Annotated in this window: 25 protein-coding genes; 12 read left to right on the forward strand and 13 right to left on the reverse strand. The window is 38.2% G+C overall.

Translation table 11 applies throughout. The features are described from left to right. Window positions 1–19 precede the first annotated feature (19 nt). Window positions 20–475 carry an Lrp/AsnC family transcriptional regulator gene (locus tag J576_RS09430; RefSeq protein ID WP_033855564.1) on the reverse strand — a complete coding sequence of 152 codons (456 nt, stop codon included), beginning with the start codon at window positions 473–475 and terminating at the stop codon, window positions 20–22. Between the two features lie 156 nt (window positions 476–631). Here J576_RS09430 and J576_RS09435 point away from each other — a divergent pair, with 156 nt between their 5' ends. Continuing rightward, the gene (locus tag J576_RS09435) at window positions 632–1,243 is read left to right on the forward strand and encodes a LysE family translocator (protein ID WP_002048382.1); all 612 of its coding nucleotides are present in this window, start codon (window positions 632–634) and stop codon (window positions 1,241–1,243) included. A gap of 72 nt (window positions 1,244–1,315) precedes the next feature. Here the strand turns inward: J576_RS09435 and J576_RS09440 are convergent, their stop codons facing one another. Then, the gene (locus J576_RS09440; protein WP_002048408.1) at window positions 1,316–1,927 is read right to left on the reverse strand and encodes a LexA family protein; all 612 of its coding nucleotides are present in this window, start codon (window positions 1,925–1,927) and stop codon (window positions 1,316–1,318) included. A gap of 282 nt (window positions 1,928–2,209) precedes the next feature. Between J576_RS09440 and J576_RS09445 the strand changes: the two genes are divergently transcribed. After that, on the forward strand, window positions 2,210–2,446 hold the full coding sequence (locus tag J576_RS09445; protein ID WP_004709372.1) for a hypothetical protein: 237 nt from the start codon (window positions 2,210–2,212) through the stop codon (window positions 2,444–2,446). 62 nt (window positions 2,447–2,508) lie between these two features. Here J576_RS09445 and J576_RS20545 read toward each other — a convergent pair whose 3' ends face one another. Further along, window positions 2,509–3,933: a KGG domain-containing protein gene (locus J576_RS20545; RefSeq protein WP_033855565.1), complete on the reverse strand. Its 1,425-nt coding sequence runs from the start codon at window positions 3,931–3,933 to the stop codon at window positions 2,509–2,511. Window positions 3,934–4,418: 485 nt separating this feature from the next. On the opposite strand from J576_RS20545, the gene J576_RS09455 reads away from it, so the two are divergent. Together J576_RS09455 and J576_RS09460 are read left to right on the forward strand one after the other, a co-directional pair. Next, on the forward strand, window positions 4,419–4,820 hold the full coding sequence (locus tag J576_RS09455) for a DUF6367 family protein (protein WP_002048269.1): 402 nt from the start codon (window positions 4,419–4,421) through the stop codon (window positions 4,818–4,820). A gap of 141 nt (window positions 4,821–4,961) precedes the next feature. Then, window positions 4,962–5,840 (forward strand): SDR family oxidoreductase, encoded by an 879-nt coding sequence (locus J576_RS09460; protein WP_002048314.1) that lies wholly within the window; start codon window positions 4,962–4,964, stop codon window positions 5,838–5,840. Window positions 5,841–5,896: 56 nt separating this feature from the next. Here the strand turns inward: J576_RS09460 and katE are convergent, their stop codons facing one another. Beyond that, window positions 5,897–8,041 carry a catalase HPII gene (gene katE, locus J576_RS09465; protein WP_081400857.1) on the reverse strand — a complete coding sequence of 715 codons (2,145 nt, stop codon included), beginning with the start codon at window positions 8,039–8,041 and terminating at the stop codon, window positions 5,897–5,899. A gap of 52 nt (window positions 8,042–8,093) precedes the next feature. Further along, on the reverse strand, window positions 8,094–9,503 hold the full coding sequence (locus J576_RS09470) for an iron-containing redox enzyme family protein (RefSeq protein ID WP_033855566.1): 1,410 nt from the start codon (window positions 9,501–9,503) through the stop codon (window positions 8,094–8,096). A gap of 315 nt (window positions 9,504–9,818) precedes the next feature. Here J576_RS09470 and J576_RS09475 point away from each other — a divergent pair, with 315 nt between their 5' ends. The 3 genes from J576_RS09475 (at window position 9,819) to surA1 (ending at window position 11,217) form a co-directional block, all read left to right on the forward strand. Further along, window positions 9,819–10,298 carry a CinA family protein gene (locus tag J576_RS09475; protein WP_002048380.1) on the forward strand — a complete coding sequence of 160 codons (480 nt, stop codon included), beginning with the start codon at window positions 9,819–9,821 and terminating at the stop codon, window positions 10,296–10,298. 274 nt (window positions 10,299–10,572) lie between these two features. After that, a complete protein-coding gene (locus J576_RS09480) occupies window positions 10,573–10,794 on the forward strand; it encodes a hypothetical protein (protein WP_000108365.1) in 222 nt (73 codons plus the stop codon). A 105-nt stretch (window positions 10,795–10,899) separates the two neighbouring features. Further along, on the forward strand, window positions 10,900–11,217 hold the full coding sequence (gene surA1 / locus J576_RS09485; RefSeq protein ID WP_002048358.1) for a surface antigen protein 1: 318 nt from the start codon (window positions 10,900–10,902) through the stop codon (window positions 11,215–11,217). A 69-nt stretch (window positions 11,218–11,286) separates the two neighbouring features. Here surA1 and J576_RS09490 read toward each other — a convergent pair whose 3' ends face one another. The 3 genes from J576_RS09490 to J576_RS20195 form a co-directional block, all read right to left on the reverse strand. After that, window positions 11,287–11,508, reverse strand: coding sequence for a hypothetical protein (locus J576_RS09490; protein WP_002048363.1), 222 nt, complete (start codon window positions 11,506–11,508; stop codon window positions 11,287–11,289). Window positions 11,509–11,595: 87 nt separating this feature from the next. Next, entirely contained in the window at window positions 11,596–12,024 is a 429-nt protein-coding gene (locus J576_RS09495; protein WP_031950626.1) for a hypothetical protein, read from the reverse strand. A gap of 270 nt (window positions 12,025–12,294) precedes the next feature. Further along, window positions 12,295–12,438, reverse strand: coding sequence for a hypothetical protein (locus J576_RS20195; RefSeq protein ID WP_002048336.1), 144 nt, complete (start codon window positions 12,436–12,438; stop codon window positions 12,295–12,297). A gap of 963 nt (window positions 12,439–13,401) precedes the next feature. Here J576_RS20195 and J576_RS09505 point away from each other — a divergent pair. After that, window positions 13,402–13,692: a hypothetical protein gene (locus J576_RS09505; protein WP_004709395.1), complete on the forward strand. Its 291-nt coding sequence runs from the start codon at window positions 13,402–13,404 to the stop codon at window positions 13,690–13,692. Window position 13,693: 1 nt separating this feature from the next. On the opposite strand, the gene J576_RS09510 is transcribed toward J576_RS09505, so the two are convergent. Next, complete coding sequence (locus J576_RS09510; RefSeq protein ID WP_002048352.1) at window positions 13,694–14,599, reverse strand: LysR family transcriptional regulator; 906 nt, start codon at window positions 14,597–14,599, stop codon at window positions 13,694–13,696. A 111-nt stretch (window positions 14,600–14,710) separates the two neighbouring features. Between J576_RS09510 and J576_RS09515 the strand changes: the two genes are divergently transcribed. Beyond that, a complete protein-coding gene (locus J576_RS09515; protein ID WP_002048339.1) occupies window positions 14,711–15,949 on the forward strand; it encodes an SGNH/GDSL hydrolase family protein in 1,239 nt (412 codons plus the stop codon). A 45-nt stretch (window positions 15,950–15,994) separates the two neighbouring features. On the opposite strand, the gene J576_RS09520 is transcribed toward J576_RS09515, so the two are convergent. The 4 genes from J576_RS09520 to J576_RS09535 all read right to left on the reverse strand — a co-directional run bounded on the left by J576_RS09520 (window position 15,995) and on the right by J576_RS09535 (window position 20,688). Continuing rightward, a complete protein-coding gene (locus J576_RS09520; protein WP_081400862.1) occupies window positions 15,995–17,278 on the reverse strand; it encodes a DcaP family trimeric outer membrane transporter in 1,284 nt (427 codons plus the stop codon). Window positions 17,279–17,521: 243 nt separating this feature from the next. After that, window positions 17,522–18,193, reverse strand: coding sequence for a class I SAM-dependent methyltransferase (locus J576_RS09525; protein ID WP_002048338.1), 672 nt, complete (start codon window positions 18,191–18,193; stop codon window positions 17,522–17,524). A 72-nt stretch (window positions 18,194–18,265) separates the two neighbouring features. Next, the gene (locus tag J576_RS09530) at window positions 18,266–19,960 is read right to left on the reverse strand and encodes an AMP-binding protein (RefSeq protein WP_002048320.1); all 1,695 of its coding nucleotides are present in this window, start codon (window positions 19,958–19,960) and stop codon (window positions 18,266–18,268) included. Window positions 19,961–20,070: 110 nt separating this feature from the next. Beyond that, window positions 20,071–20,688 carry a TetR/AcrR family transcriptional regulator gene (locus J576_RS09535; RefSeq protein WP_002048292.1) on the reverse strand — a complete coding sequence of 206 codons (618 nt, stop codon included), beginning with the start codon at window positions 20,686–20,688 and terminating at the stop codon, window positions 20,071–20,073. A gap of 144 nt (window positions 20,689–20,832) precedes the next feature. Here J576_RS09535 and J576_RS09540 point away from each other — a divergent pair, with 144 nt between their 5' ends. The 3 genes from J576_RS09540 to J576_RS09550 are packed head-to-tail and all read left to right on the forward strand — an operon-like array spanning window position 20,833 to window position 24,444. Beyond that, window positions 20,833–22,005, forward strand: a complete 1,173-nt coding sequence (locus J576_RS09540) for an isovaleryl-CoA dehydrogenase (RefSeq protein WP_002048393.1) — start codon at window positions 20,833–20,835, stop codon at window positions 22,003–22,005. A 24-nt stretch (window positions 22,006–22,029) separates the two neighbouring features. Next, window positions 22,030–23,631 (forward strand): carboxyl transferase domain-containing protein, encoded by a 1,602-nt coding sequence (locus J576_RS09545; RefSeq protein WP_002048398.1) that lies wholly within the window; start codon window positions 22,030–22,032, stop codon window positions 23,629–23,631. A gap of 9 nt (window positions 23,632–23,640) precedes the next feature. After that, entirely contained in the window at window positions 23,641–24,444 is an 804-nt protein-coding gene (locus tag J576_RS09550) for an enoyl-CoA hydratase/isomerase family protein (RefSeq protein ID WP_002048318.1), read from the forward strand. Window positions 24,445–24,453: the final 9 nt, after the last annotated feature.

Raw genomic sequence — 24,453 nt, forward strand, 5'->3', positions numbered from 1 at the left:
TTTTTATATCTGATGATTCTTAGCCAATCGGAAATAAACGTTCAGGCACTACATCTTTCATCACAATGGTTGAGATGATCCGTTGCACACTTGGAATAGCAGATAATTTTTCAACGTATAAACGCTGAAAAGCCAGTAAATCTTTAGCTACCACATGTAGCAAATAATCTGGCTCACCAAACAAACGCTGAGCTTGAATAATTTGTGGAATCTCAATCACGGCATTTTCAAACTTCTCAACTGCCTGTTTATCACCCTCTTTAAGCGTAATAAAAACAATCGCTGAAAATTCAAAACCGACTAAATTCGGGTCGAGTTCTGCCCGATAGCCTTTGATAGCTCCCGACTCTTCTAAAGCCTTCACTCGTCTGTGACAAGGTGAAATGCTCAAACCAACTTTTTCTGCCAACTCAGTGATAGATAATCGGCCATTTAATTGCAATTCAGCAAGAATCTTTTTATCTGTGCGATCCATTTAGAAAAATTTACCCCAAATGCATGTAATATGAGCAAACATTTAAAAGCACATTCTAAATACATGAGCATATTATTTTCAACAAGCTCGCATAAATAGGGATTTTTTCTAAACCACGAGCGAAACCTTTGGAAAATAGTTTGCCGAGATAAGCATATGGCTTTTAACATTTTTATTGCATTTTGGAGTGTCTCTATTCTTTTTATTATTACGCCAGGGGCAGACTGGGCCTATGCCATTTCGGCAGGTATTAAGGGTAAAGTCGTCGTACCCGCTGTTGCAGGTATGCTATTTGGGCACTTTATTACGATTTTATTGGTAGCGGCTGGTGTTGGTCTGCTTGTAGCAAATAACCCAACTGCTTTGATGATTCTTACTGTGGCGGGGTCTGCTTATTTGTTATGGATGGGAATAAACTTATTACTTACCCCTCCTACTCCAAATCAGTCTGGTTCTGAAAAGGCTCAGTCATGGTTGAGCTGGGCAACTAAAGGGGTTTATGTGAGTGGCTTAAACCCGAAAGTTTTTTTACTCTTTTTAGCCTTGCTTCCTCAATTCATTGACACCACTGCTTCATGGTCAGTAACAACTCAAATTCTTGCCTTTGGTGTTGTCCACATGATTAGCTGCGCCATTATTTACTTAATGGTGGGTTATGGTTCAGAGGCCATTTTGAAAACCAGACCGCAGGCAGCACAGTTAGTCGGCCGTTTTTCAGGTGGTTTGATGGTCGTTATCGCTACATGTTTATTGATTGGGCAAATTTAAAAAGATATTCAGCAAAAAGTTACTGGCCTCCATTTCAGGTCAGTAACATGAATAATAAAATATAAGAAAAATTTATCTCATACGTTTGAGGTTATACGTCACAACGCCCCAGATGACCAACTCCTGTCCATCTTCAATATAAATATTTTGATAATCAGGATTTTCTGCTTTTAGCCAGACTTTAGGTGGATGAAATTGAGTATCAATCATTAAGCGCTTAACAGTGAAATCATTGTCGATAAGTGCAATCACTATATCGCCCGATTTAGCTGGAATACTACGGTCCACAATAAGCGGATCATCAATATCGATTCCGGCATCTAACATGGACAACGAATTGGCTTTGACAATAAAAGTGGCATTTTCATTTCTAATTAAGTACTCATTTAAGTCGAGTGCTTGTTCAATATCATCTTGTGCTGGCGATGGAAAACCCGCAGCCACACGTTCTGTCGCCAAAGGGATATGGTAAATTTTATCGTTGTTCGGATGGACCTGCTGTATCTTTAGTTTTGAAGTGAAATCTGTCTGGTTATCGGTTTTGACATTATTCAGTAACCAATTTTTGATAAAGTTGACTTGAGATTCAGGAACACGAATCACTTTAGTGGGTTCATTGAACTGTGCTTTACGGCCGGCGTTTTCCCGTGCACCGCCATGCTCGAATTCTTTCTTCTTTGGCATATCGCCTCCATTTCACCGTTCAAATCCTACACAAACAATGTAACTTGAAAAAGTTACATTTTCAAGTTGACGAAATATTTTTTTTGCATAACAATAAATTTCATGATCAGATTTTAATCCATTTTGCTTTTAACAGGGATGCTAAAACGGAAATGGGAATTTGAAGAGAATCAAAACCTATTGTGAAATAGTCCTTATTACTGACTGTTTTGATTTTTATCAATGAAATTCTGAACACTTAAATATGAGTTAGATTCAGTTTTTGGTATGGAGACATGCGAAATGAAAAATCAACGTGATGCAGTTTTAGGTTATGCGAATGAACAACATGCCTACTATATCCGTCTTATTGAAAATGATGCGGTATTAGGCGAAAGCTATGGAATTTTCTGTGAAAATCCGGAAAGTGAAGCAGCCGAAAGTATTATGACGACATTATTTTTAAAGAAATCTTTTTGGATAAACGGCTCAGAATTTACAGATATTGTAAAAGGCCTACACCCTCTTACTCATTCATAAGTTTAAAAATAATAAAAAATAAAGGAGGCATAATGCCTCCTTTATTCTCAAAAACTAGTTGCTTAAGACGTAAAGCGCCCATAAGCATCGCGTTTTTGATTACGAGAGTTTTGTCCACGGCCATCTGAACGACCACGGCGATCATCGTCGTCATCGTCATCATAACGGCTACGGCCACGACCTCGGCCACCTGAACGGCCACGATCATCATCTTCATCGTCGTCATCACGGCTGCGACCACGGCCTCGGCCACTTGAACGGCCACGATCATCATCTTCGTCGTCGTCATAACGGCTGCGACCACGACCTCGGCCACTTGAACGACCGCGATCATCATCTTCGTCATCATCATCACGACGGCTGCGACCACGACCTCGGCCACCTGAACGGCCACGATCATCATCTTCGTCGTCGTCATAACGGCTGCGACCACGACCTCGGCCACTTGAACGACCGCGATCATCATCTTCGTCATCATCATCACGACGGCTGCGACCACGACCTCGGCCACCTGAACGGCCACGATCATCATCTTCGTCGTCGTCATAACGGCTGCGACCACGACCTCGGCCACTTGAACGGCCACGTTCATCATCTTCATCATCATCGTCACGACGGCTGCGACCACGACCTCGGCCACCTGAACGGCCACGTTCATCATCTTCATCGTCGTCATCATAACGGCTGCGACCACGACCTCGGCCACTTGAACGACCGCGATCATCATCTTCGTCATCATCGTCACGACGACTGCGACCACGGCCTCGGCCACCTGAACGGCCACGATCATCGTCTTCATCGTCGTCATCATAACGGCTGCGACCACGACCTCGGCCACTTGAACGACCGCGATCATCATCTTCGTCATCATCGTCACGACGACTGCGACCACGGCCTCGGCCACCTGAACGGCCACGATCATCGTCTTCATCGTCGTCATCATAACGGCTGCGACCACGACCTCGGCCACTTGAACGACCGCGATCATCATCTTCATCGTCATCATCATAACGGCTACGACCACGGCCTCGGCCACTTGAGCGACCGCGATCATCATCTTCGTCATCGTCATCACGACTGCGACCACGGCCTCGGCCACTCGAACGACCACCGCGATCATCATCTTCGTCGTCATCGTAACGACTGCGGCTACGGCCTCGGCCACCTGAACGACCGCGATCATCATCTTCGTCATCGTCATAACGGCTGCGACCGCGACCATTGCGATCATCATTCTTATGACTTAAAGCACCAGCTTCACGAGCCTCTTCCGAGGTAAATTCATGTGCATTACCACTAGCGTGTGCAGCTCGACCAGCTTCACGAGCTTCTTCTGAAGTAAATTCATGTGCATTACCACTTGCATGCGCAGCACGCCCACCTTTACTGGCTATTTCTCTTACTCTTTCAGGATCCATACTTGCAAATCCACGATTTGAAGTACCTGAACTATTGTTATCGTGATCTTCATATCTAGTATTAGCCATAGTTATATCTTCCTATATTTAAATTATAGTAGCTACCGCTTTTGTTGAACGGATAAATTTAAGATAAGAGATTTAAAATATTTTTATACCTATGCTATGTTTCAACCTTTTTAAATGTATATAAATTAAAATACGCAAAAAACTCTAAGATGATTATTTAAATAAAGATTTTATCAATTAAAATATTTATAAAATATTCTATAGTTTTACTTTTTAAATACTGGCCATACTTATTATTACTCAATCCTACATAATAATATATTTTTACAAATGCCTTCAAAAGATCAATGTGAATAACATAAACTTTCACAATGTACAATTCAATAATAAACAAAAACATCTTAACAATTGAAGAAACAGATAAAAAATACAATTAAAATTATTTAAAAACAATAACATAATCAATTACTTTTTCAGAAAAAATTTACTTGAGTGAGCAAAATCAAGATTTAAAATTAAAATATAATATTTATGAGAGATGAATCATGAAATTACCTCAAACTCAGTCATCGCTACAATACATTCATATTTCTGTACCTGAAATTTTACTTAGCAATATACAAATTAAAAATATTTGGCAAGATTATAACCAAGAATGGAGCTATAGATTAGACCCACCTCATGCAAGCCATCCTTTCCAAAGAGATTTACATATTATTAAATCAAAAAACATTGAGAAAGAAGATATAAAAGAACCATTTGATAATTTAGCAGCTAAAAATAAACCAGAATTAAAATCTATAGTAGAAGCAGAAACCGTAATAAAAGAAATTTTAGATTTATCGGATTATATACCTATAGAAAATTGGTTAGAGGATACAGGTAATCGATCAATTATTGAAAGTATGATTGATAAAAACAAGGTTAAATTATTGGATATTATTTAATAAAAATTTAGATGTTATATTTTTTTACATCCTTATATATAAAATAACAAAGACAACTTTTAAAAAAAGACTATTTACTTATATTCACGTGCATATTAATCACTATAAAGGGACTGAAATTTAAATAGAGGTAGTCTAGACATGGAAAATACAACAAATGAGTATCCAACAGCAGTTCCAGCACAAGTTCAACCTCATCAGCCAGGCGATCAGGAGAAGATGCATCCTGAACCAGAAATCATTAAAGCATCTCATAAAGGTAGTGAGAAACTAAAAGGCAAAGTTGCCGTCATTAGCGGTGGCGATAGCGGTATTGGCCGTTCGGTTGCCGTATTGTTTGCCCGTGAAGGCGCCGATATTGCGGTACTGTATCTTGAAGAGGATCAAGATGCTGAAATCACCAAACAACTTGTTGAAAAGGAAGGACAGCACTGTCTTCTATTAAAAGGTGATATTTCCGATGCAGACCTTGCAAAACAAAATATTGATAAGGTTTTACAGCATTTTGGAAAAATTAATATTTTAGTAAATAATGCTGGAGTTCAATATCAGCAAAAAGAAATTGAAAGTATTAGTAATGAACAATTAGAAAAAACATTTAAAACAAATATTTTTGCCATGTTTTATTTAACCAAAGAAGCGATTCCTTATATGGAAGAAGGTGATAGTATTATAAACACCACCAGCATTACCAGTTATCAAGGTCATGATGAGCTCATCGATTATGCGAGTACTAAAGGTGCGATTACCTCTTTTACTCGTAGCTTGTCGAACAACTTAATGAAACAGAAAAAAGGTATTCGCGTAAATGGTGTGGCACCAGGGCCAATTTGGACTCCTCTCATTCCAAGCAGTTTCGATGCAGAAACGGTTGAGAAATTTGGTAAAGATACCCCAATGGGTCGCATGGGTCAGCCAAGTGAAGTCGCCCCTGCTTACCTTTTTCTTGCCTCAGATGATGCAAGTTATATTACGGGTCAGGTAATTCATGTAAATGGCGGTCAAATTGTTAATGGCTAAGCGCTAACGTCATTTAGAAAAAACCCTGAAAGCTTCAACTTTCAGGGCTTTTTTATTTAAGCCGGTACGTGTGCGGCTATTTGTTCTCGTGACCAAACACGATGAGCTTTAATCAGATTTTTAAATTTTTCTGCAATATGCTGGAACTCATCCTCAACCAAAGTTCCTTCATCTGCAACTAAACCGAGTGGTTCAAGCAAATCAGATTTATTGCCTAAAAATGCAATTGGTTTTAAATGCTTATAAGCTTCTAGTACATAATGGCGCGCTACACCATCTTGCATCACTGCATTTAAATTATCGCCATCTGGAACAATTACAGCATCATAAGCAATTGAAGGTTCAGCCATTTGCATACCATCAGCTACAATAATATTGTCTTTATGGTCTTTTACTGGAGCCAAGCTCGGCGCTAGTAAATGAACAACTACACCTTCTTTAATTGCCCAATTTTTAATTGCTTCAAGTGTATCTGACTTCACAAGATTATGAATAAGCACAGCGACTTTTCTACCTTGAATGTCTTCAGGAGGGAAAGCTAAAAAAGACAACTTGGCAGATTTTTCAATTGCTGTTTTCTTATAATCTAAGGTTAAATCCGGCACTTCAATACCTAAATTCGCACCGACTTGACGTGCCAGATCGAGGTCGATATTTGCCAAAATTTGTTGAACTTGGCGCTCACGAATATGTTTTCTTTGAACTTTACTTAACTCAAAAGTATAGGCATCGACCACATGTTTTTGCTCATGCGGCGCAAGGCTTTTGTAATAAAGTCGAGGCTGTGAGAAATAATCAGAGAATGTCTCACTTCTTTGACGAAGTTTATGTCCACTAATTTTTTCAGGATAACTTTCAAAACCACCATTTGATGCTGCTGGCGGTGTCTCAACTGGCCAATTTCCATCGATCGAGTTCGGTTGATATGAAGCTTGACCTTTATGAATGGTATGTTGATGAATGCCATCACGTTGATTGTTATGGAATGGACACACAGGTTTATTAATCGGAATTTGGTGGAAGTTTGGTCCACCTAAACGGCTTAACTGGGTATCTGTATATGAAAATAGACGTGCTTGTAAAAGTGGGTCATCTGTAAAATCAATACCAGGCACTACATGACCCGGACAGAAAGCCACCTGCTCTGTTTCAGCAAAGAAGTTATCTACATTTCTGTTTAAAACAAATCGACCAATTGGCGTAACAGGGACTAATTCTTCAGGAATAATTTTTGTTGGATCAAGTAAGTCGAAGTCAAAGTTCATTTCATCTTCTTCTTCGACAATCTGCACGCCGAGTTCCCATTCTGGATAAAAGCCTTGCTCAATCGCTTCATAAAGATCACGACGGTGGAAATCTGGGTCTTTACCAGCAAGTTTTTGAGCTTCGTCCCATACGAGCGCACTTAAACCTTGTTTTGGTGTCCAATGAAATTTCACAAAGTGTGATTTACCTTCGACATTAATTAAACGGAAGGTATGCACACCAAACCCTTGGATCGAACGTAAATTACGTGGAATCGCACGGTCTGACATTGCCCAAATTACCGCATGTGCAGATTCAGGCACTAAAGACACAAAATCCCAGAAAGTATCATGTGCAGTTGCACCAGTCGGGATTTCTGTATCTGGTTCAGGTTTTACTGCATGGACAAAGTCTGGAAACTTAATACCGTCTTGCACAAAAAAGACTGGGGCGTTATTACCAACTAAGTCGAAATTACCTTCTTGGGTATAAAACTTAATTGCAAAACCGCGAATATCACGGACAGTGTCGGCTGAACCACGCGGACCTTGCACTGTTGAAAAGCGTACAAAAATTGGAGTTTGAATGATTGGGTCTGTTAAGAACCCAGCTTTGGTCAAACGTTCATTTCCTTCATAAGCCTGAAAATAACCATGCGCCCCTACACCACGAGCATGCACAATACGCTCAGGTATACGCTCATGGTCAAAGTGGGTGATTTTTTCTCTTAAGATAAAATCTTCCAACAAGGTCGAACCACGAATACCCGCTCTTAAACTATTTTGGTTATCAGCTATTTTAACACCTTGATTTGTGGTTAATGCCTCGTTAGTTGCATCATCTCTTACTGTGTCTAACTGTTCAGTTTTCTGGGTAGTATTGGCTTTATTTGCTGCATCGGCGCCAGCCATTTCACTTGTTTTATTAGTTAATTTAGTTTTGTCGTTCATGTCCATTACCTATGTTTTGAAAGTTAAACTTGGGTTGAAGTTGAAAACGTTTATCAAACTAGTTTTTAAACGTCCCTAAATAAGGAAAAAGAAGTTCTACGTATTTACGAGTACTCCAAAGACCAATGCTTTTATGATGAGAATCAGGGGCTAGAAACGGAGTAAGTTTGCATATTTTTATTGCAAGATCGCTTGATTGCAGCACGCGCTCTTGCAGTGCATCAAGCTCGCCATCAGAGATATAGCTAAACAGATAATCTTGAATACGCTGGCTATTCTTTAGTTCTCTGCTGTATGCCAAGAAGTTAGAAGAATGATCACTACCAGCGATCCAGTCATGAATAATTTGACGCTCTACAGGGTTAAATACCCCAAACATTTTTCCATTTTCTTCATTAATCATCCGCCAGAACACGCTCTGTTCAGGGTCGGTATTAAATTTAATCCATTTCTGTTCAGTTAAATGATTGATCAATCCTGCAATATCATCGGGGTTTGATAACCATTGATTAATAGTTTTGCAGCCAAACTGTCTGGTTTCGTTATGAATTAACTGACCGACAAGTGCTTTTCTTTTCAAAATTTTATGAACAAAGTTTTCAAGACTTAAATTCTTTATAATATTTGAAGAAGATTCACCACGGTTATTCAAGGCAAAACCTTGTTTTAACTTGGTAAAGAAAAGCTCTTTATCCCTGTATTTATTGTAAATATCTTCAATAACCTTAATCGCTTTATAAGCATGGCCATTGTCAATATTGTCGATAGTAATGTGTAAATTAAAGTATTTAGAATCGATACCTAATTCAGCAAGCTCATAATTCGAAATTAAAAGATGCAGAGGAAGCTGCTCATAACCTAAGTTAAAACCCACAATTTCTGGAATAAACTCAGGCGGTGCATACCCTAGTGCAAGCTGTACTACGGCTTGATGGTAATAATCATCTTCTAAAAGCAGGTCGAAACTGTCGAGTCCAAGACTACGTAAAAGATCATCATAGATACACACATGATTCGCTTTCGGTTCACCTAATCCAAGCTCTTCTAGATAAGTAATAATAAGTTCATGAAAGACAGGATCATTCCAGTAATGTACAGAGCTATATAGCCAAGCACCATCTACTTTTTTGGTCGGAGATACCTTTATTAAAAACTCAAACGCCTGAGCAACATTCTGAAAATACTCTCTACCATGACCATCTTGTCTACGATTTAAATATGCCTGAAATTCCTGACAATTTTTTTTATTATCGTTTTCACACCATTCTTTAATCGAATCAATACTTGAAGGAAAATCTATTTCCGTCATCTCTAGTTTATCTATTTCTTTAATAAGAAAATCTCTTGCCTTTTTCTCTTTCTCAAAACTTGAAACATCAGGGTCAAGAAAAAAAACAAACAATTCATAATAATTTTGTTGATTATCTTGTAATAAGTCTAATAATCTTTTTTTCACTACAACAGGCATTTTCATTCTCCGTTTGTGAGATATCAATTACCATACGTCACCCTAACTATAATCAAGTTTTAACTTTGTTATTTTGCGTTATTAAAAATTAAGATCAAACCTAAAAATTAAAATATTTCAATAACATAGTTACTAACGCAAAATTACATTTAAACTTTTAGAATTATTTAAGCTGCTGTTTTTATATAAAATTTGCAAAACTTAATCTAAACTTACATTAGTTTCACCATCAAAATTATAAACATTAAAAAAATAACAAAGTAAATAGTTATATATTTTTATAACATTTTAAAAATAATTTAAGGGAGAATTAAAATGTTTAATTCATGTTGTAAATTATTAGCTAAGGAAAAAATTAAAATTGCTTTTTTTGAAAGTGCTTCTGCCGGCTATCTGGCTTACCGCTTCTCTTTGAGCCCTTATTCGGGGGATATATTGATTGGAAGCCTTGTGAGTTATGATCTTTGTGTCAAAGAAAATACCCTACATATTTCAGAAGTACTTATTGAAAAATATACAGCAGAATCAATGCAAGTAACTGTTGAAATGATTAATAAAGGAAAAGAGCTTTTACATGCAGATATGTATGTTGCATGTACGGGTCTACTCAAAAAAGGGGGTTCAGAAACACAAAAAAAACCAGTAGGAACGTTCTTTTATTCAATATATTATCAAAATAATTTTTATAATTTTAGGCGTGTATTAAAAGGACCAGCTTTTTTAAAGCTTAGAAAGTTGACTTACTACATTACTCAAGATATAAAATTTATTATATTAGATAAAAAAACACCTTAACCTATATAAAAGATAACAAATATACATTTAGACATATTTATTGTCTTTTTTAAATGTTGTGTACTGAAATGTAATTTATTAAACATTCATATTAATAATGTTTATTCTAAAAAATTACTTATATTAAAAATCAGCAATTTATTCAAATTTAAATTTACAGTTAAATATAGGGTAACACCCCTACCCTACACATTTAAAATCTACATGTTTTAATAAACCTATCTGAAGCTCTCAGATAAAACACATCGTCATAATTGATATGAGGTATTAAAAAATGAGCACTACTAATAATCAAGCAAATCAACGTAATAATCAGCAGCAACAACAACAGCAAAATGACAACCGTAATCAACAGCAACACGGTAACCAACAGCAAAACGATCAACAGCAACAAAATAATCAGCAGCAACAGCAAAATGATAACCGCGGCCAACAACAAGGATCTAACCAAAAAGATTCTGGCCAACAAAACTCAAATAACAACCAACAACGCTAATCGTTTTTAGTTGTTCTTTGATGCGGTCAATCATTTAGGAAGGTGAAAGCACCTTCCTAAATCAAAATATAAACATAAAATTCAATAAAATATGAGGGAATTCTGATGACAGATCAAAATACAGATCATGCTCAACTGGTAGCTGGCGATCATAACTATTCTGACTCTCGCTGGCGTGAAAGCTATCTTACTCGTCCTTATTATCAAGAAGCGCAATTAACTACACCAGATCTAGATTATGATCGTGATTTTTCTGCAGCTTATGAACTTGGTCATCGGGCTCGTTCTGAATCTAAAGAAGGAACTCAGTTTGAAGATATGGAAGGTAGCTTAAAGCAAAAATGGGAAGAGCTAAAAGCCGAGTCCCGCCTTAAATGGGAACACGCTAAACAAGCGATTAAAGATGCATGGGATGATATGTAACATTCTCAACTGGTCCAAAGCTATAAGCTTATTTCCTATTGGCCCTGGGAAATAGGCTTTTTTATTGTTTTAAAAATATGGTGGCATATTAAAATTATGATTAAGGTACTGATTTGCTAAATTTGGATCATCAAAAACTTCTTTCTTAAATTGTACGCTCACGGTTGTAGTGAGTACATGGGTCGGCTTAATAGTCACCTCCACTACATATTTATTTTGCTCGTGCTTAGCTTTTACGCCATAAATTTCAGAATCATTAATGCAAGTTCCATCTGTAAAATATACAAACATACGTACTACCTTAAATATCACTAAACATAAAGGTCCTATCAAACATAAAGCCTGACTCAGTTAATCTGGTCAGGCTTTTCCTCAAAATCAACTTTGATTTTTTTTAAAATATTCAATTATTTCTTCCCCATTATTTACAGGCTTTTTCTGCGAGGGGTAAGTTTCTTCGTAGGCATAGGCGGGGAAAGTAATTTTAGCTCGAATTGGGGGTAATTTCTCTTGTCCACCCGTAGTAATCCGCTCAATAAAACCAGCAAGCCAGAGTACAAATTCTTGAGTATTCTTACTTTTAGGAATAAGACTTAAATCCAATTTAATTTTTGACTCTTGCAAGGGCTTAATAAGTATTTCGGCAAAATCAATATAATTATATAAAAGCTTTAACTTTGTCCCCTTTATTTCCTGTCTGAGTTCGATCATCAAGTTGTTAAGATCTTCCATTGGATCATCTGTAAAACCTTTTTTTTCTTTAACATTTTGATATATTTTCTCAGCTATTTTTAAATATTGGGGCATATCCTTACCTTTATAGTTCATTATTACTAAAATGAATTTTGGATGAATATAAGTAAGCTATTGTGTTTGTTTTATTAACTTTTTGAAAAGATATATTCATTTTACAACAATTCAGTAACACTAAAAATCCCAGTCATTTAAACAACATAAATTATTGATTTATATTTTATTTTAAAATATTTGATTACTTGTTAAGTTATATTCTTTAGATAAAATAACGATAAAAAAAGCCCACTTATAAAGTAGGCTTTTTTAGTAAAAACTAATTTATTACGAGTTTTTATTCATATCATGAGAGGTCGCTGGATCACTTGCTCCATGCATGCCATCATTTTTTGAATTACGGTCTTGGCAAGCACTCATGCCCATAGCAATTGCCAGCACCATACTTACTGCACAAAATATTCTTACCATTTAAATCACCTTTATAAATATTAAAATGTAGGTTTATGAATAACATTATCTTATGTTGGCCTACCGCAGTGGTTCTCTTAACTTTTGTAGATTATGCAAGCTTTTGTAAAAACCCAAAAATATGATTAATAAAATTACATTTCTTGCAATTGAAATTTTGGTTATTTTTTGGCATGCAGTGTTTATACTACATCGTCTAGGTTATAAAAATCGAATTATTAAATAGTTTAGCCAAACGATACATCTAATTAACGACATTGACATACTATACAAATAAACAATTAATAAATATTTGATATATAAGATTAAAAAACAACTCCAAAGGTGAAATAAAAAACAGTTATATACACATTATATTTTTTAATTTTTCTATTTTCTAAATAAAAACAGGCAAATATTTATATCAAATTATATAAATCAATCTTTTATTTTTGCAATTGACCCACCCCAATGCTCAGCTTATGATGCTCGCGCTGACCAATTTTGTCAGTCGGTTTTAGCAGACCGTCTACCTAAGTGCACTAAAAAACACGTTTTTTGGTGTGATGCCCCTCGTGCCTTTGATGGAGGAACGAGAGTGGGACACCTTCGGGTGTGCTGGTTTCTTAGGTATCAGTCTGCTAACCCTCTTTCGTTTCGCCACCATAATGATTAGCAATGAGTGGGCATAACTTCTTTTAATCAAGGAGTCACTCATGACTATTATTCTATATTTTTTACGTACTTTTATTGATTTTACTTACATTCGGCATTTTTTATTTGTTCAAGCATTTTTAGAGATCGTACCCATTTCTCAAAAATAAAAACTTTCTATAGAGTTCAAAAATCGTTTACTTAAATCTTTTTTCTACCCTTTTTATATAAGTTAGGGTTAAAAGTTTTAAGTATTCAAATACCACATAAAGATTAGAACTTCTATCAACATCACTTAACGATAACAACAACCCATGCAGAGTAACAACAATGTTTTTTCTCTATCGTTTTGTTTTGGTGAGCCTTGTTACACTCAGTGTTTTAAATCTGATGGGCTGCAGACCCATGAGTAAAAATGAATTTAATACACGTTGTGTTGGGGCGGGACATGACCTTTCACAGTGTAATTGTATCTATAGCTCGTTAGAGCAGCACTATTCACCACAATTTGTAGAAAGCTTACCAAAAGTGAGCTTGCAGAATATTGATACTAAAATGAATTTTGTAGAAACAATGAATAAAACTATGCAACAGTGCCAATTTAGTGCAAGGAAACAATGAGTTACTGTATAGGAGCATGCTCTACCAAAAAATCTAAAAATGCGCGAACACGATTTGGAACATATTTATCATGACCAATCCAGACAGCATGGAATTCTTCACAAGCATGAATATTCCAGTCTTCAAGAATCTTGATGAGTTGCTTTTGCTGTATTGCTTTTTGAATTTGAAATTCATTCAGCTGAGCAATACCAACGCCTGCCAGTGCTAACTGTAAAATTGCTTCACCCTGATTTACTTTTAAAACTTTAGATGGCGTTAAGTTAATTTCCTGAGTTGCTTTTTTGAATAACCAGGTTTTGTTCTGGCGTTGATAACTTACATCTAAAAGCCGATGTGCATGTAGCTCATCCGGATGTTTGGGACAACCATACTTTTCAATATATGTAGGTGAACATACATAATATTTATGTGTACTCCCGAGTGAGCGAGCTACCAAATTGGAGCTTTTCAAAGGTCCTGTTCGAATCGCCACATCAATTCTTTGTTCAACTAAGTTAATTACTTCATCACTCAAATGAGCTTCTAATTCAATTTCCGGGTAGCGTTGATTAAACAAACTAATGCAAGGCAATAAAAAGTGAGTCCAATATGAAAAGCTGGTATGGATTCTAATTCGCCCTTGCGGTTTATGGTGAGCAGTAACAGATTGTTCAAGTTCATCTAAATTATTGAGTATTTGAAGGCCTTGCTCATAAAACTGACACCCTTCACTGGTAAGCTGAAACTGACGTGTTGAACGGTTCAATAACCTGACACCAAGTCTTTTTTCTAAACGGGAAATTAACTTACTGACCGCAGACGGCGTCATATCACATGCTCGTGCTACGGCTGAAAAACTTCCAAGCTCGACTACACGTATAAAAATTGCCAACTCGCCAGATCGATTAATATCAAAATAAGACATAACAAAATTTATTTATGAATTGTATTCACAAATCTTATTCCGCTTAGCCCGCTATAACAAGGCATCAATTTATTTCAAGATAACTTTAATTCGTTTCAAAGAGTTCACGAGATGAAACTTTCTCAAGCTACCCTATTTTCTCTGGTTTTATTTACGAGCGTTGCACAAGCAGAAGTACCAAAGAACCATTGGATTACCACTTGGTCTGCCAGCCCTCAAAAAGTTTGGAATAAAGACTTCGTTTTTCCAACACTCATTCCAGAGCAAATATCCAACCAAACAATTAGACAGGTAAGCCAAATTAGTTTGGGCGGTGAAGCTGTTCGGCTTGTTTTTACCAATCAATATGGTGAACGACCCGTTTATATTGATCAAACAACGATTGGTTTAGCGAACGCAGTAACTCCAAAATCTAAGAGCACCTATTCCGTTTATTTTTCTGGTCAACTTAAAGCAAAAATTTTACCTGGCAAACAACTGGTGAGTGATCCAATCAAGTTAGCTGTTCCCGATCATGCTCAATTGGTGGTGAATAGCTTTATTCAAAAGCCTACAACGTTTAAAACATTCCATTGGGATGCCAAACAAACCAGTTGGCTCATTACTGGAAATCAGACAACAAATTTAAATGTGCCTACGAATGCAAAAACTACAACAGCGCGATTATTACTGTCTGCAATCGAGGTAAAACCCAAAGAGAAAGCTCAGGTGGTTGCTGTTATTGGAGACTCAATTACCGATGGAGCGACTGCAACCTTAGATGCGAATACGAGATGGACCGATTTTTTGGCTAAGCGTTTATCGCCACATCAAGTAGCGGTAATTAATAGCGGAATTTCAGGAAATCGACTGCTTACCGATGGTATGGGCGATAGTGTTTTAAAACGTTTAAACAATGAAATATTTCAATATTCAGGTGTTAAAACTTTAATCGTTTTAATTGGTATAAATGATATTTCATGGCCCGGCACAGCGTTTGCTCCTAAACAGCAAATACCTTCTTTTGAAGCCTTAACTAAAGGTTATCAGCGTGTTGTAAATGAAGCTCACAAGCAAGGTATTCAGGTGATTGGTGCAACTTTACTTCCGTTTTCTGGTGCTTTACCCAATACGCCTTTAGATAATTACTATCAACCCAACAAAGATCAATTACGTCAGCGCATTAACCACTGGATAAGAACCAGTCATACATTTGATGGTGTACTTGATCTTGATGAAGGCTTAAAAGATCCAAAACATCCCAATCGTTTAAATCCCATTTATGATTCTGGAGATCATTTACATCCTAATGATCGTGGCAATCAGCATATGGCGGAATTGGTAGATTTAGATCAAATTACTAAAAATTAATGATTGCCCCATCAGGTGAGCCTTTCATCTGATGGGAATAGCTATTTAGAAATCATAACTTGCTATCATGTTGAAGCGGTTATCCACCCCGTTTCGACCATCGAAAGTTTCTCGTTCGCCATATACATATTCAACACCTAAGGTAATTGGCTTGTATGGGTTATACATCATATTTACCCAGCCCTGCCAAAGCTGTTTGTTTTGAGTCGTACTATTATGCTGTAATTCGGCAAAACGGTTATCGTCTTTAGCCTTCATATAGCCATAAGCTAAAGTCGAGCGAATTTTTGGCGTGAATTGATGAGTTACCCCCAAAGACACCGTATCAAATTCATTGCTATGCATGTTGTTCTGCTCATCTATTGCATAGCCACTATTGCTCCACAATAAGAAACGTCCATCGCCTTTGACATGGTAATAATCGGCTTTAAGTAAAGTATCGGGTGTCATTTGGTATTTACCGCCGAAACCTACGCCCCAAGCCCATTCACTGTCATTATTGGTTCTTTTTTCTGCAACAAAACTACGGCCTGAAAGCATCGAACCATTGGCAAATTTATGATTTAAACGCCCCACTAAAGCAGGTAAACGCATTTTGTTATCTGGATCTGTTGCCGCAGTATATTTCGGGTCTTCAACTGATAGTGCAAAACTTGTATTTGCCGTTAAATTATCGCTATAGCGAACCATTGGCGATCTAAGTAAAGCACTGCCTACAAATGTTCCTGCATCGATTGTTTCTGGGTAATATTCAGGTGCAATGAATGTCGACCATGTTTGACCAATCAACCATTTATCAAAAGTTAAATAAGCATGACGTATACGGAACTGATCACGAGTAGCCGCCCCAAAAAAGTCCATTTCTAACTTTCCACCCACATCACCAGCAGTTGTTGGTGTTTTAAAATTCAATCCGAAACGAGTCACATAAACCGTACTGTGCAATTGGTCTTTTTGTGCAGATTCTTCTGGCGTATGTTCAAGTGGAACTCCACTAATATTGTTATACATCGTAGATGCACCCTTAATTTGGTAAGAAGCATCTGCTCGTATATAACCATATAAGTTAAATTCTGTACCCGATTTAGTTAATACTTGTTGTATGGATTGTGGAGCTTGAGTAGCCACAGGAGCAGCTTGTTCTACTCTTTTTTGAGCTAAAGATTTTTGAGCCTCCATATTAGTTTGTAGCATAGCTCGTAGTTCTTTTATTTCTTGGCGAAGTTGCTCTATTTCAGGGTTTACTTGGCCTGCAAAAGCAGAAGACATAAGCAGAGTCACAGAAACTGCCAACAAGCTTTTTTGAACCGTTGTATTTAAAATTTTCATCATGAAATTTTCCTTTAGACCTTTAAGTAGTCTTAAAAGTCTCGACATCCTTTTTGTTATGTATCTATCTAAAATAGATCCTTGAAAATTTGCCTTTCTTTCACAAGAAAGACGTTCCCTCATATTTTTTAGCCGTACCCTCCCTAGTGCAGCAAAAGCAACTTTTTAATTTTTCATTTTTTATATTCTCTTCCAGATTGAGAATATTCAGTTTTAAATCCTTATTTATATTCCACAATAGCATTATTTTTTTGCAATAAACCCTTGATAAGTCAAAATTTGCGTATATGGCTGTACGCTTTCAAAGCCTGTCTTTTCCAAAAGTTTTATATATCCTTCAGTCATTAAACTAAAAAAGTCCTCTGCCATACGCTCCAACATTTTTTGACATTGTTCTTCTGTTAACCCTTGAGCCAAACACAAATAACGTAATGCTTGAAGCTGCTGTGGATTTACACAAGTCATGAGGTCATAGGTAAGTAAAGGCGCTTTTTCTTTTAAGCGCTCATAAATATCCTTAAAGAAGGCTGGTTTTATGTCATCTGCAATAAAATGAGCCACAAGAATAGAAAGTGCAGCATCGAAACATGGTTCCAAAGGCAGTGCTGAAGTATCACCATGTACAAAAGTGACTTGGGTAGATTTACCTAAAAGTTCAACCTGCTCCTGAGCTTTTTGCAGCATGGTTAAAGATGGATCGACTGCTGTAAATTTCCAGTTTGAATGTCTTTTAAGTAAATATTCGAGTTCATAACCCGTACCACAGCCCACAATTAAGACATGAGCATCTGGTGGCAACACCGACTGTAAAATGGCATCCACCTGTAGATGGATGACTTCATAACCCGGAATTAATTTACGAATATGCGCATCATATCCTTCAACTACTTTAGGGCTATTAAAGTCTTTTGCCATTTTGTTTTATCCCTTTTAAAACTGCCTTTCGATTTATCATTTGCTGCACTTTGCCCCAAGCTTTTGGCTTATTTAGTCAAAGACATTTCCAGTTAAATTAAGCTCAGCTCGCATAATTTCCTGCAATTTAAACTTTTGTGCTTTGCCCGAAGCAGTCATTGGAAACTCATTAAAGAATCGGACATAGCGCGGCACTTTGTTATGAGAAATATGCTCTTTGCAAAATTGGCGAATGCTGTCTTCATCGACTTGGTGATGCTCATGCAAAATAATACATGCACAAAGTTCTTCACCATATTTCGCATCTGGCAAGCCAATCACCTGTACATCGCTTACATCTGGATGGGTATATAAAAAGTCTTCAATCTCTTTTGGAAAAAGGTTTTCTCCTCCACGAATCACGACATCTTTAATGCGGCCTTTAATTTTAATAAAACCGTCTTGATCCATCTCGGCAATATCACCCGTATGCATCCAGCCAGCAGCATCTATCACTTCACGGGTCTTTTCTTCTTCACCCCAATAACCGGCCATCACTGAATAACCACGAACGCATAACTCACCCAATGTGCCTTGCGGAACAATTTGTCCTTCTAAATCGACAATTTTAATTTCAACATGCGGATGAACATGCCCAACTGTGCTTACCCGTTTATCGATTGAATCGTTTACCGAACTCTGTACACTCACTGGCGAGGTTTCGGTCATGCCATAACAAATGGTAATTTCCGACATATGCATTCGGTCTATGACACGTTGCATAATTTCACGTGGACAAGGACTGCCTGCCATAATGCCTGTTCTTAAGCTCGACAGATCAAACTCATTAAACTGTTCATGCTCTAAAGTGGCAATAAACATGGTTGGTACGCCATAAGCTGCCGTACAACGTTCTTGATGAATCGCTTTTAAAGTTTCCAAAGGATTAAATACAGCCGATGGATATACCATGGTTGCCCCATGCGTTACACACGCTAAATTCCCCATCACCATGCCGAAACAATGAAATAAAGGTACAGAAATACAGACTTTATCTTGAGCAGTTAAACGGATGCCTTCACCGACAAAATAACCATTATTTAAAATATTATGGTGGGTCAACATGGTCCCTTTCGGGTTACCTGTTGTACCTGAGGTAAATTGGATATTAATAGTTTCATCAAACTGGAGCTGTCTGGCTAATTGTTTTAATTGTTCTAGCTGTTCAGAAGTTGGTGTAGTTAGTAAATCACTAAAGCGATGAATACCCGTGTGTTGTTGGTCATCAATTTTAATAACGAATTTTAAATGCGGCAGACGCTCTGAACTGAGCACTTTATCTGTACAGGTGGTTAACTCAGGGGCAATTTTTGTGAGTAATTCTTGGTAATCAGTCGTTTTGAATTGAGAAGCAATAATCAATCCTTTGCACGAGACTTTATTCAACACATATTCAAGTTCATGACTTTTATAAGCTGTATTCAGGTTAACTAAGATAATCCCTGCTTTAAAAGCCGCAAATTGGGTTACCGTCCATTCCACACAGTTAGGTGACCAAATCGCTAATCGATCTCCTTTTTTTAATCCCAATTTTAATAGGCTACAAGCAAAAGCGTTTACTTCATCTTGTAAAGCTTTATAGGTTAATCGTCTGTTTTGATGAAAACTGACAATCGCTTCCTTTTCAGCATATTGCCGACAGGCCTGATCAAATTGTTCACCAATGGTCATACCCAATAAGGGTTGTGTACTTGGTCCCGAGGCGTAGCTTAACCGTTCTTGTTGCATTGAATCATTCTCCTTGATTCTTCTAATTCTCTTCTTACCTGATCTAATTGTTGTTACTGCAACTACTTTTCCAAACTACTTATTTTGTGTCGTTTTATCCTTTATATGCCCTATTTCTTTTGCACAGCATCTACACAAAAGTCAGCAATCTGTTTTGAAAAATAGTCTTTGTGCGCATGATCAAACTTTGTATTTTGAGCTGGGTCTAGGGGTTCAACCACCACATAAGTCATAGCACCGACTACACAAAGTGCTGCTGTGTTTAAATCATCCAAGACAAACTCACCACTTGCATTTCCATCCGCAAGTATTTTTTTAATACTTTGTTTAATCAATTGCTTCACACGAAAACGCTCATGTTCAACCGTGGAATCGACAGGTTCAAACATGAGTGAATACGCAAGCTGAGGACTATTCAGTGCCCGTTTTACAAAAGTTGCCACCGCCTTGTGTAATTTCTGCTTTGCCGATAAGTCACTTTCGGTAATCGAATCGATGACCAATAGCTCTGTATTAATGGCATCAGACAAAACTTCTATTAGCACTTGGCTTTTATTATCGAAGTAGCGATAAACCAGTCCACTAGATACACCTGCTAGCTCTGCAATTGTTTGTATTTGTGCGTCCTTAAATCCTCCTTCTGAAATTATTTTTCTAGCTGAATTCAAAATCGATTTACGATTTTGCTCCATCCGCTCTTGCATTAAAGATGATCGTTTATAGCTCATAATTTATTCTCTAACAAATAAAATGAATTGTAAATCATTTTATGAATCTGTATTCACTTTTTCAAAAAATCATTGTATGTTACTTATCAAATACCCACAAAATATTTTATGGACAACAAATATAACCAATAGGATGAAAATATCATGAACCTACGCAGCTTGAATTTCGGTCTAGATGAAACTTTAATTGCGCTTCAAGATTCGATAGCCGCATTTTGTGCAAAGGAAATTGCACCAATTGCCCAACAAGTTGATCAAGACAACAAATTCCCTGCACATCTCTGGAAAAAATTCGGAGATATGGGCCTTTTAGGTATGACGGTTTCTGAAGAATATGGCGGTGCCAATATGGGTTATTTAGCTCATATTATTGCCATGCAAGAAATTTCTCGTGCTTCGGCAGCTATTGGCTTGTCATATGGTGCTCATTCTAATTTATGTGTAAACCAAATTAACCGTAACGGTAACGAGCAGCAAAAACAGAAATATTTACCAAAATTAATTTCCGGTGAATATGTTGGTGCCCTTGCCATGTCTGAGCCAAATGCCGGCTCTGATGTGGTCAGCATGAAATTACGCGCCGAGCAAAAAGGTGATCACTTTGTTTTAAACGGTTCAAAAATGTGGATTACCAACGGCGGTGATGCAGATGTACTGGTCGTTTACGCTAAAACTGATCCACAAGCTGGCCCTAAAGGCATGACCGCATTCTTGATTGAAAAAGGTATGAAAGGCTTTAGTCACGGCAACCACTTAGATAAGCTCGGTATGCGTGGTTCTAATACTTACCCACTGTTCTTTGACAATGTAGAAGTTCCTGCTGAAAACGTACTCGGTGGTGTGGGTAACGGGGTTAAAGTACTCATGAGTGGTTTGGACTATGAACGAGCAGTTTTAAGTGCCGGACCTTTAGGCATTATGGATGCTTGCTTAGATGTCGTTATTCCCTACTTGCATCAGCGTGAACAGTTTGGTCAGGCTTTAGGTGAATTCCAGCTTATGCAAGGCAAACTTGCCGATATGTATTCAACATGGCTTGCATGTAAAGCTCTCGTTTATGCGGTTGGTGCTGCCTGCGACAAAGCGGATCATGACCGCAGCTTACGTAAAGATGCTGCAAGTGCCATTTTATATGCTGCCGAAAAAGCAACATGGATGGCGGGTGAAGCAATTCAAACTTTAGGTGGCAACGGTTATATCAATGAATTCCCTGCTGGCCGTTTATGGCGCGATGCAAAACTTTATGAAATTGGTGCGGGAACTTCTGAAATTCGCCGTATGTTGATTGGCCGCGAACTTTTCAATGAAACCAAATAATAATTATAAATAAGGACGCATCTTATGAACCAATTACAAAGCAAGATTAATGTTCGAAGCGAAGACTTCAAAACAAACCAGCAAGCCATGCAAACATTGGTCACAGATCTCAAACAAGTTGCCCAGCGTATTGCTTTAGGCGGCGGTGAAAATGCCCGTCAAAAACATTTGGCTCGAGGTAAACTTTTACCTCGTGAACGTATTGATCAACTGATTGATGTCGGCACGGCATTTTTAGAAATTGGTCAATTGGCAGCGTACAACGTTTACGAAGATGATGTTCCTGCTGCGGGTGTGATTGCTGGTATTGGTCAGGTCAACGGCGTAACTTGCATGATCGTTGCCAACGATGCAACGGTTAAAGGCGGAACGTATTACCCCCTTACGGTTAAAAAGCATTTACGCGCACAAGAAATTGCTGAACAAAATCACTTGCCTTGTATTTATTTGGTAGATTCTGGCGGTGCTTATTTACCAATGCAAGATGAGGTTTTCCCAGACCGCGATCACTTCGGGCGTATTTTCTATAATCAGGCACGTATGTCGAGCTTAGGTATTGCTCAAATTGCCGTGGTGATGGGTAGTTGTACCGCAGGTGGTGCTTATGTGCCTGCCATGTCTGATGAAACCATTATTGTCCGTAATCAAGGTACGATTTTCTTAGGCGGCCCTCCTTTGGTAAAAGCTGCAACGGGCGAAGTGGTAAGCAGTGAAGATTTAGGCGGTGGCGATGTACATACACGTCTTTCAGGTGTAGCTGACCACTTAGCTGAAAATGATGAACATGCCATTGCGATTGCGCGAAACATTGTTGCTAACTTAAATAAAAAGCCAAATGAGTTAAACAAGCAAATTGATGAGCCACTGTTTGATGCCTCGGAACTCTATGGCGTGGTGCCAAGTGATGCGCGTAAACCTTTCGATGTGCGTGAAGTCATTGCACGTATTGTAGACGGCTCTCGTTTTGATGAGTTTAAAGCCCGCTTTGGCTCAACACTTGTAACAGGTTTCGCTTCTCTCTACGGCATGCCAGTCGGGATTATTGCCAATAACGGAATTTTATTTTCCGAGTCTGCTCAAAAAGGCGCGCACTTTATTGAACTGTGCACACAGCGCAATATTCCATTGTTATTTATACAAAACATTACTGGCTTTATGGTTGGTCGCCAGTATGAAAATGAAGGGATTGCCAAACACGGCGCTAAACTGGTGATGGCAGTTGCCACTGCAAATGTACCTAAACTCACCCTGATTATTGGTGGTTCATTTGGTGCAGGTAACTACGGTATGTGTGGTCGCGCTTATTCACCACGCTTTTTATGGACTTGGCCGAACTCTCGTATTTCAGTAATGGGCGGCGAACAAGCAGCGAGCGTACTTTCGACTTTAAAACGTGACCAGATTGAGCAAAAAGGTGCCCAGTGGTCAGCGCAAGAAGAAGACGAATTTAAACAACCGATTCGTGAACAATACGAGCGTCAAGGTCATCCATACTATGCGTCTGCCCGCCTTTGGGATGACGGTGTCATTGACCCAGCGCAAACTCGTCAGGTACTTGGTTTAAGTTTGGCTGCGGCCATGAACGCTCCAATCCAGCCAACCAAATTTGGCGTGTTCCGCATGTAAGAGGTGTATATGAGCTATCAATTTTTACAACTCGAACAACAAGGTCAGGTTGCCTATGTTTGGCTGAACCGCCCTGAATTACACAATGCTTTTAATACGACAGTCATTGAAGAGCTGCATGCCTGCTTTAAGCAAATCAATACACGTGATGATATACGTGTGGTCGTTCTAGCGGGTCGCGGCAAAAGCTTTTCGGCAGGTGCCGACCTCAACTGGATGAAACAGGCAGGTCAGGCATCTTCAGCTGAAAATGAAGCAGATGCATTAAAACTTGCGCAAATGCTTGATGCACTTGCAACACTTAAACAACCGACTATTGCCCGCGTGCATGGCATTGCCTTTGGCGGTGGTATAGGCTTGGCGTCGGCATGTGATATTTGCATTGCCAGCACCGATGCCAAATTTGCTACGTCTGAAGTTCGTTTAGGACTTGCTCCATCAACCATTAGTCCCTATGTGATTCGTGCGATTGGTGCAAGACAAGCCTCTCGTTATTTCTTAACTGCCGAGCGGATTTCAGCACGTGAAGCCAAACATATTGGTTTGGCACACGAAGTGGCAGATGCCGAAGACTTAGATAAAAAAGTTCAAGAAATTATTGATGCTCTATTACTCGGTGGCCCGCACGCTCAAACGGCCTCCAAACAACTCATTCAAATGGTGAGCAACCAGACCATGAGCAATGACTTGCTGCAACAGACAGCACATCATATTGCTCAAGTTCGTCAAGGCAGTGAGGCAAAAGAAGGTCTGAGTGCCTTTTTAAATAAACAGCAGCCTGCTTGGGTTTCTAACTCGAATAACAACAATTAAGGACGATCA

This window comes from Acinetobacter sp. 766875, assembly GCF_000582055.1.
Classification (GTDB): Bacteria; Pseudomonadota; Gammaproteobacteria; order Pseudomonadales; family Moraxellaceae; genus Acinetobacter; species Acinetobacter nosocomialis.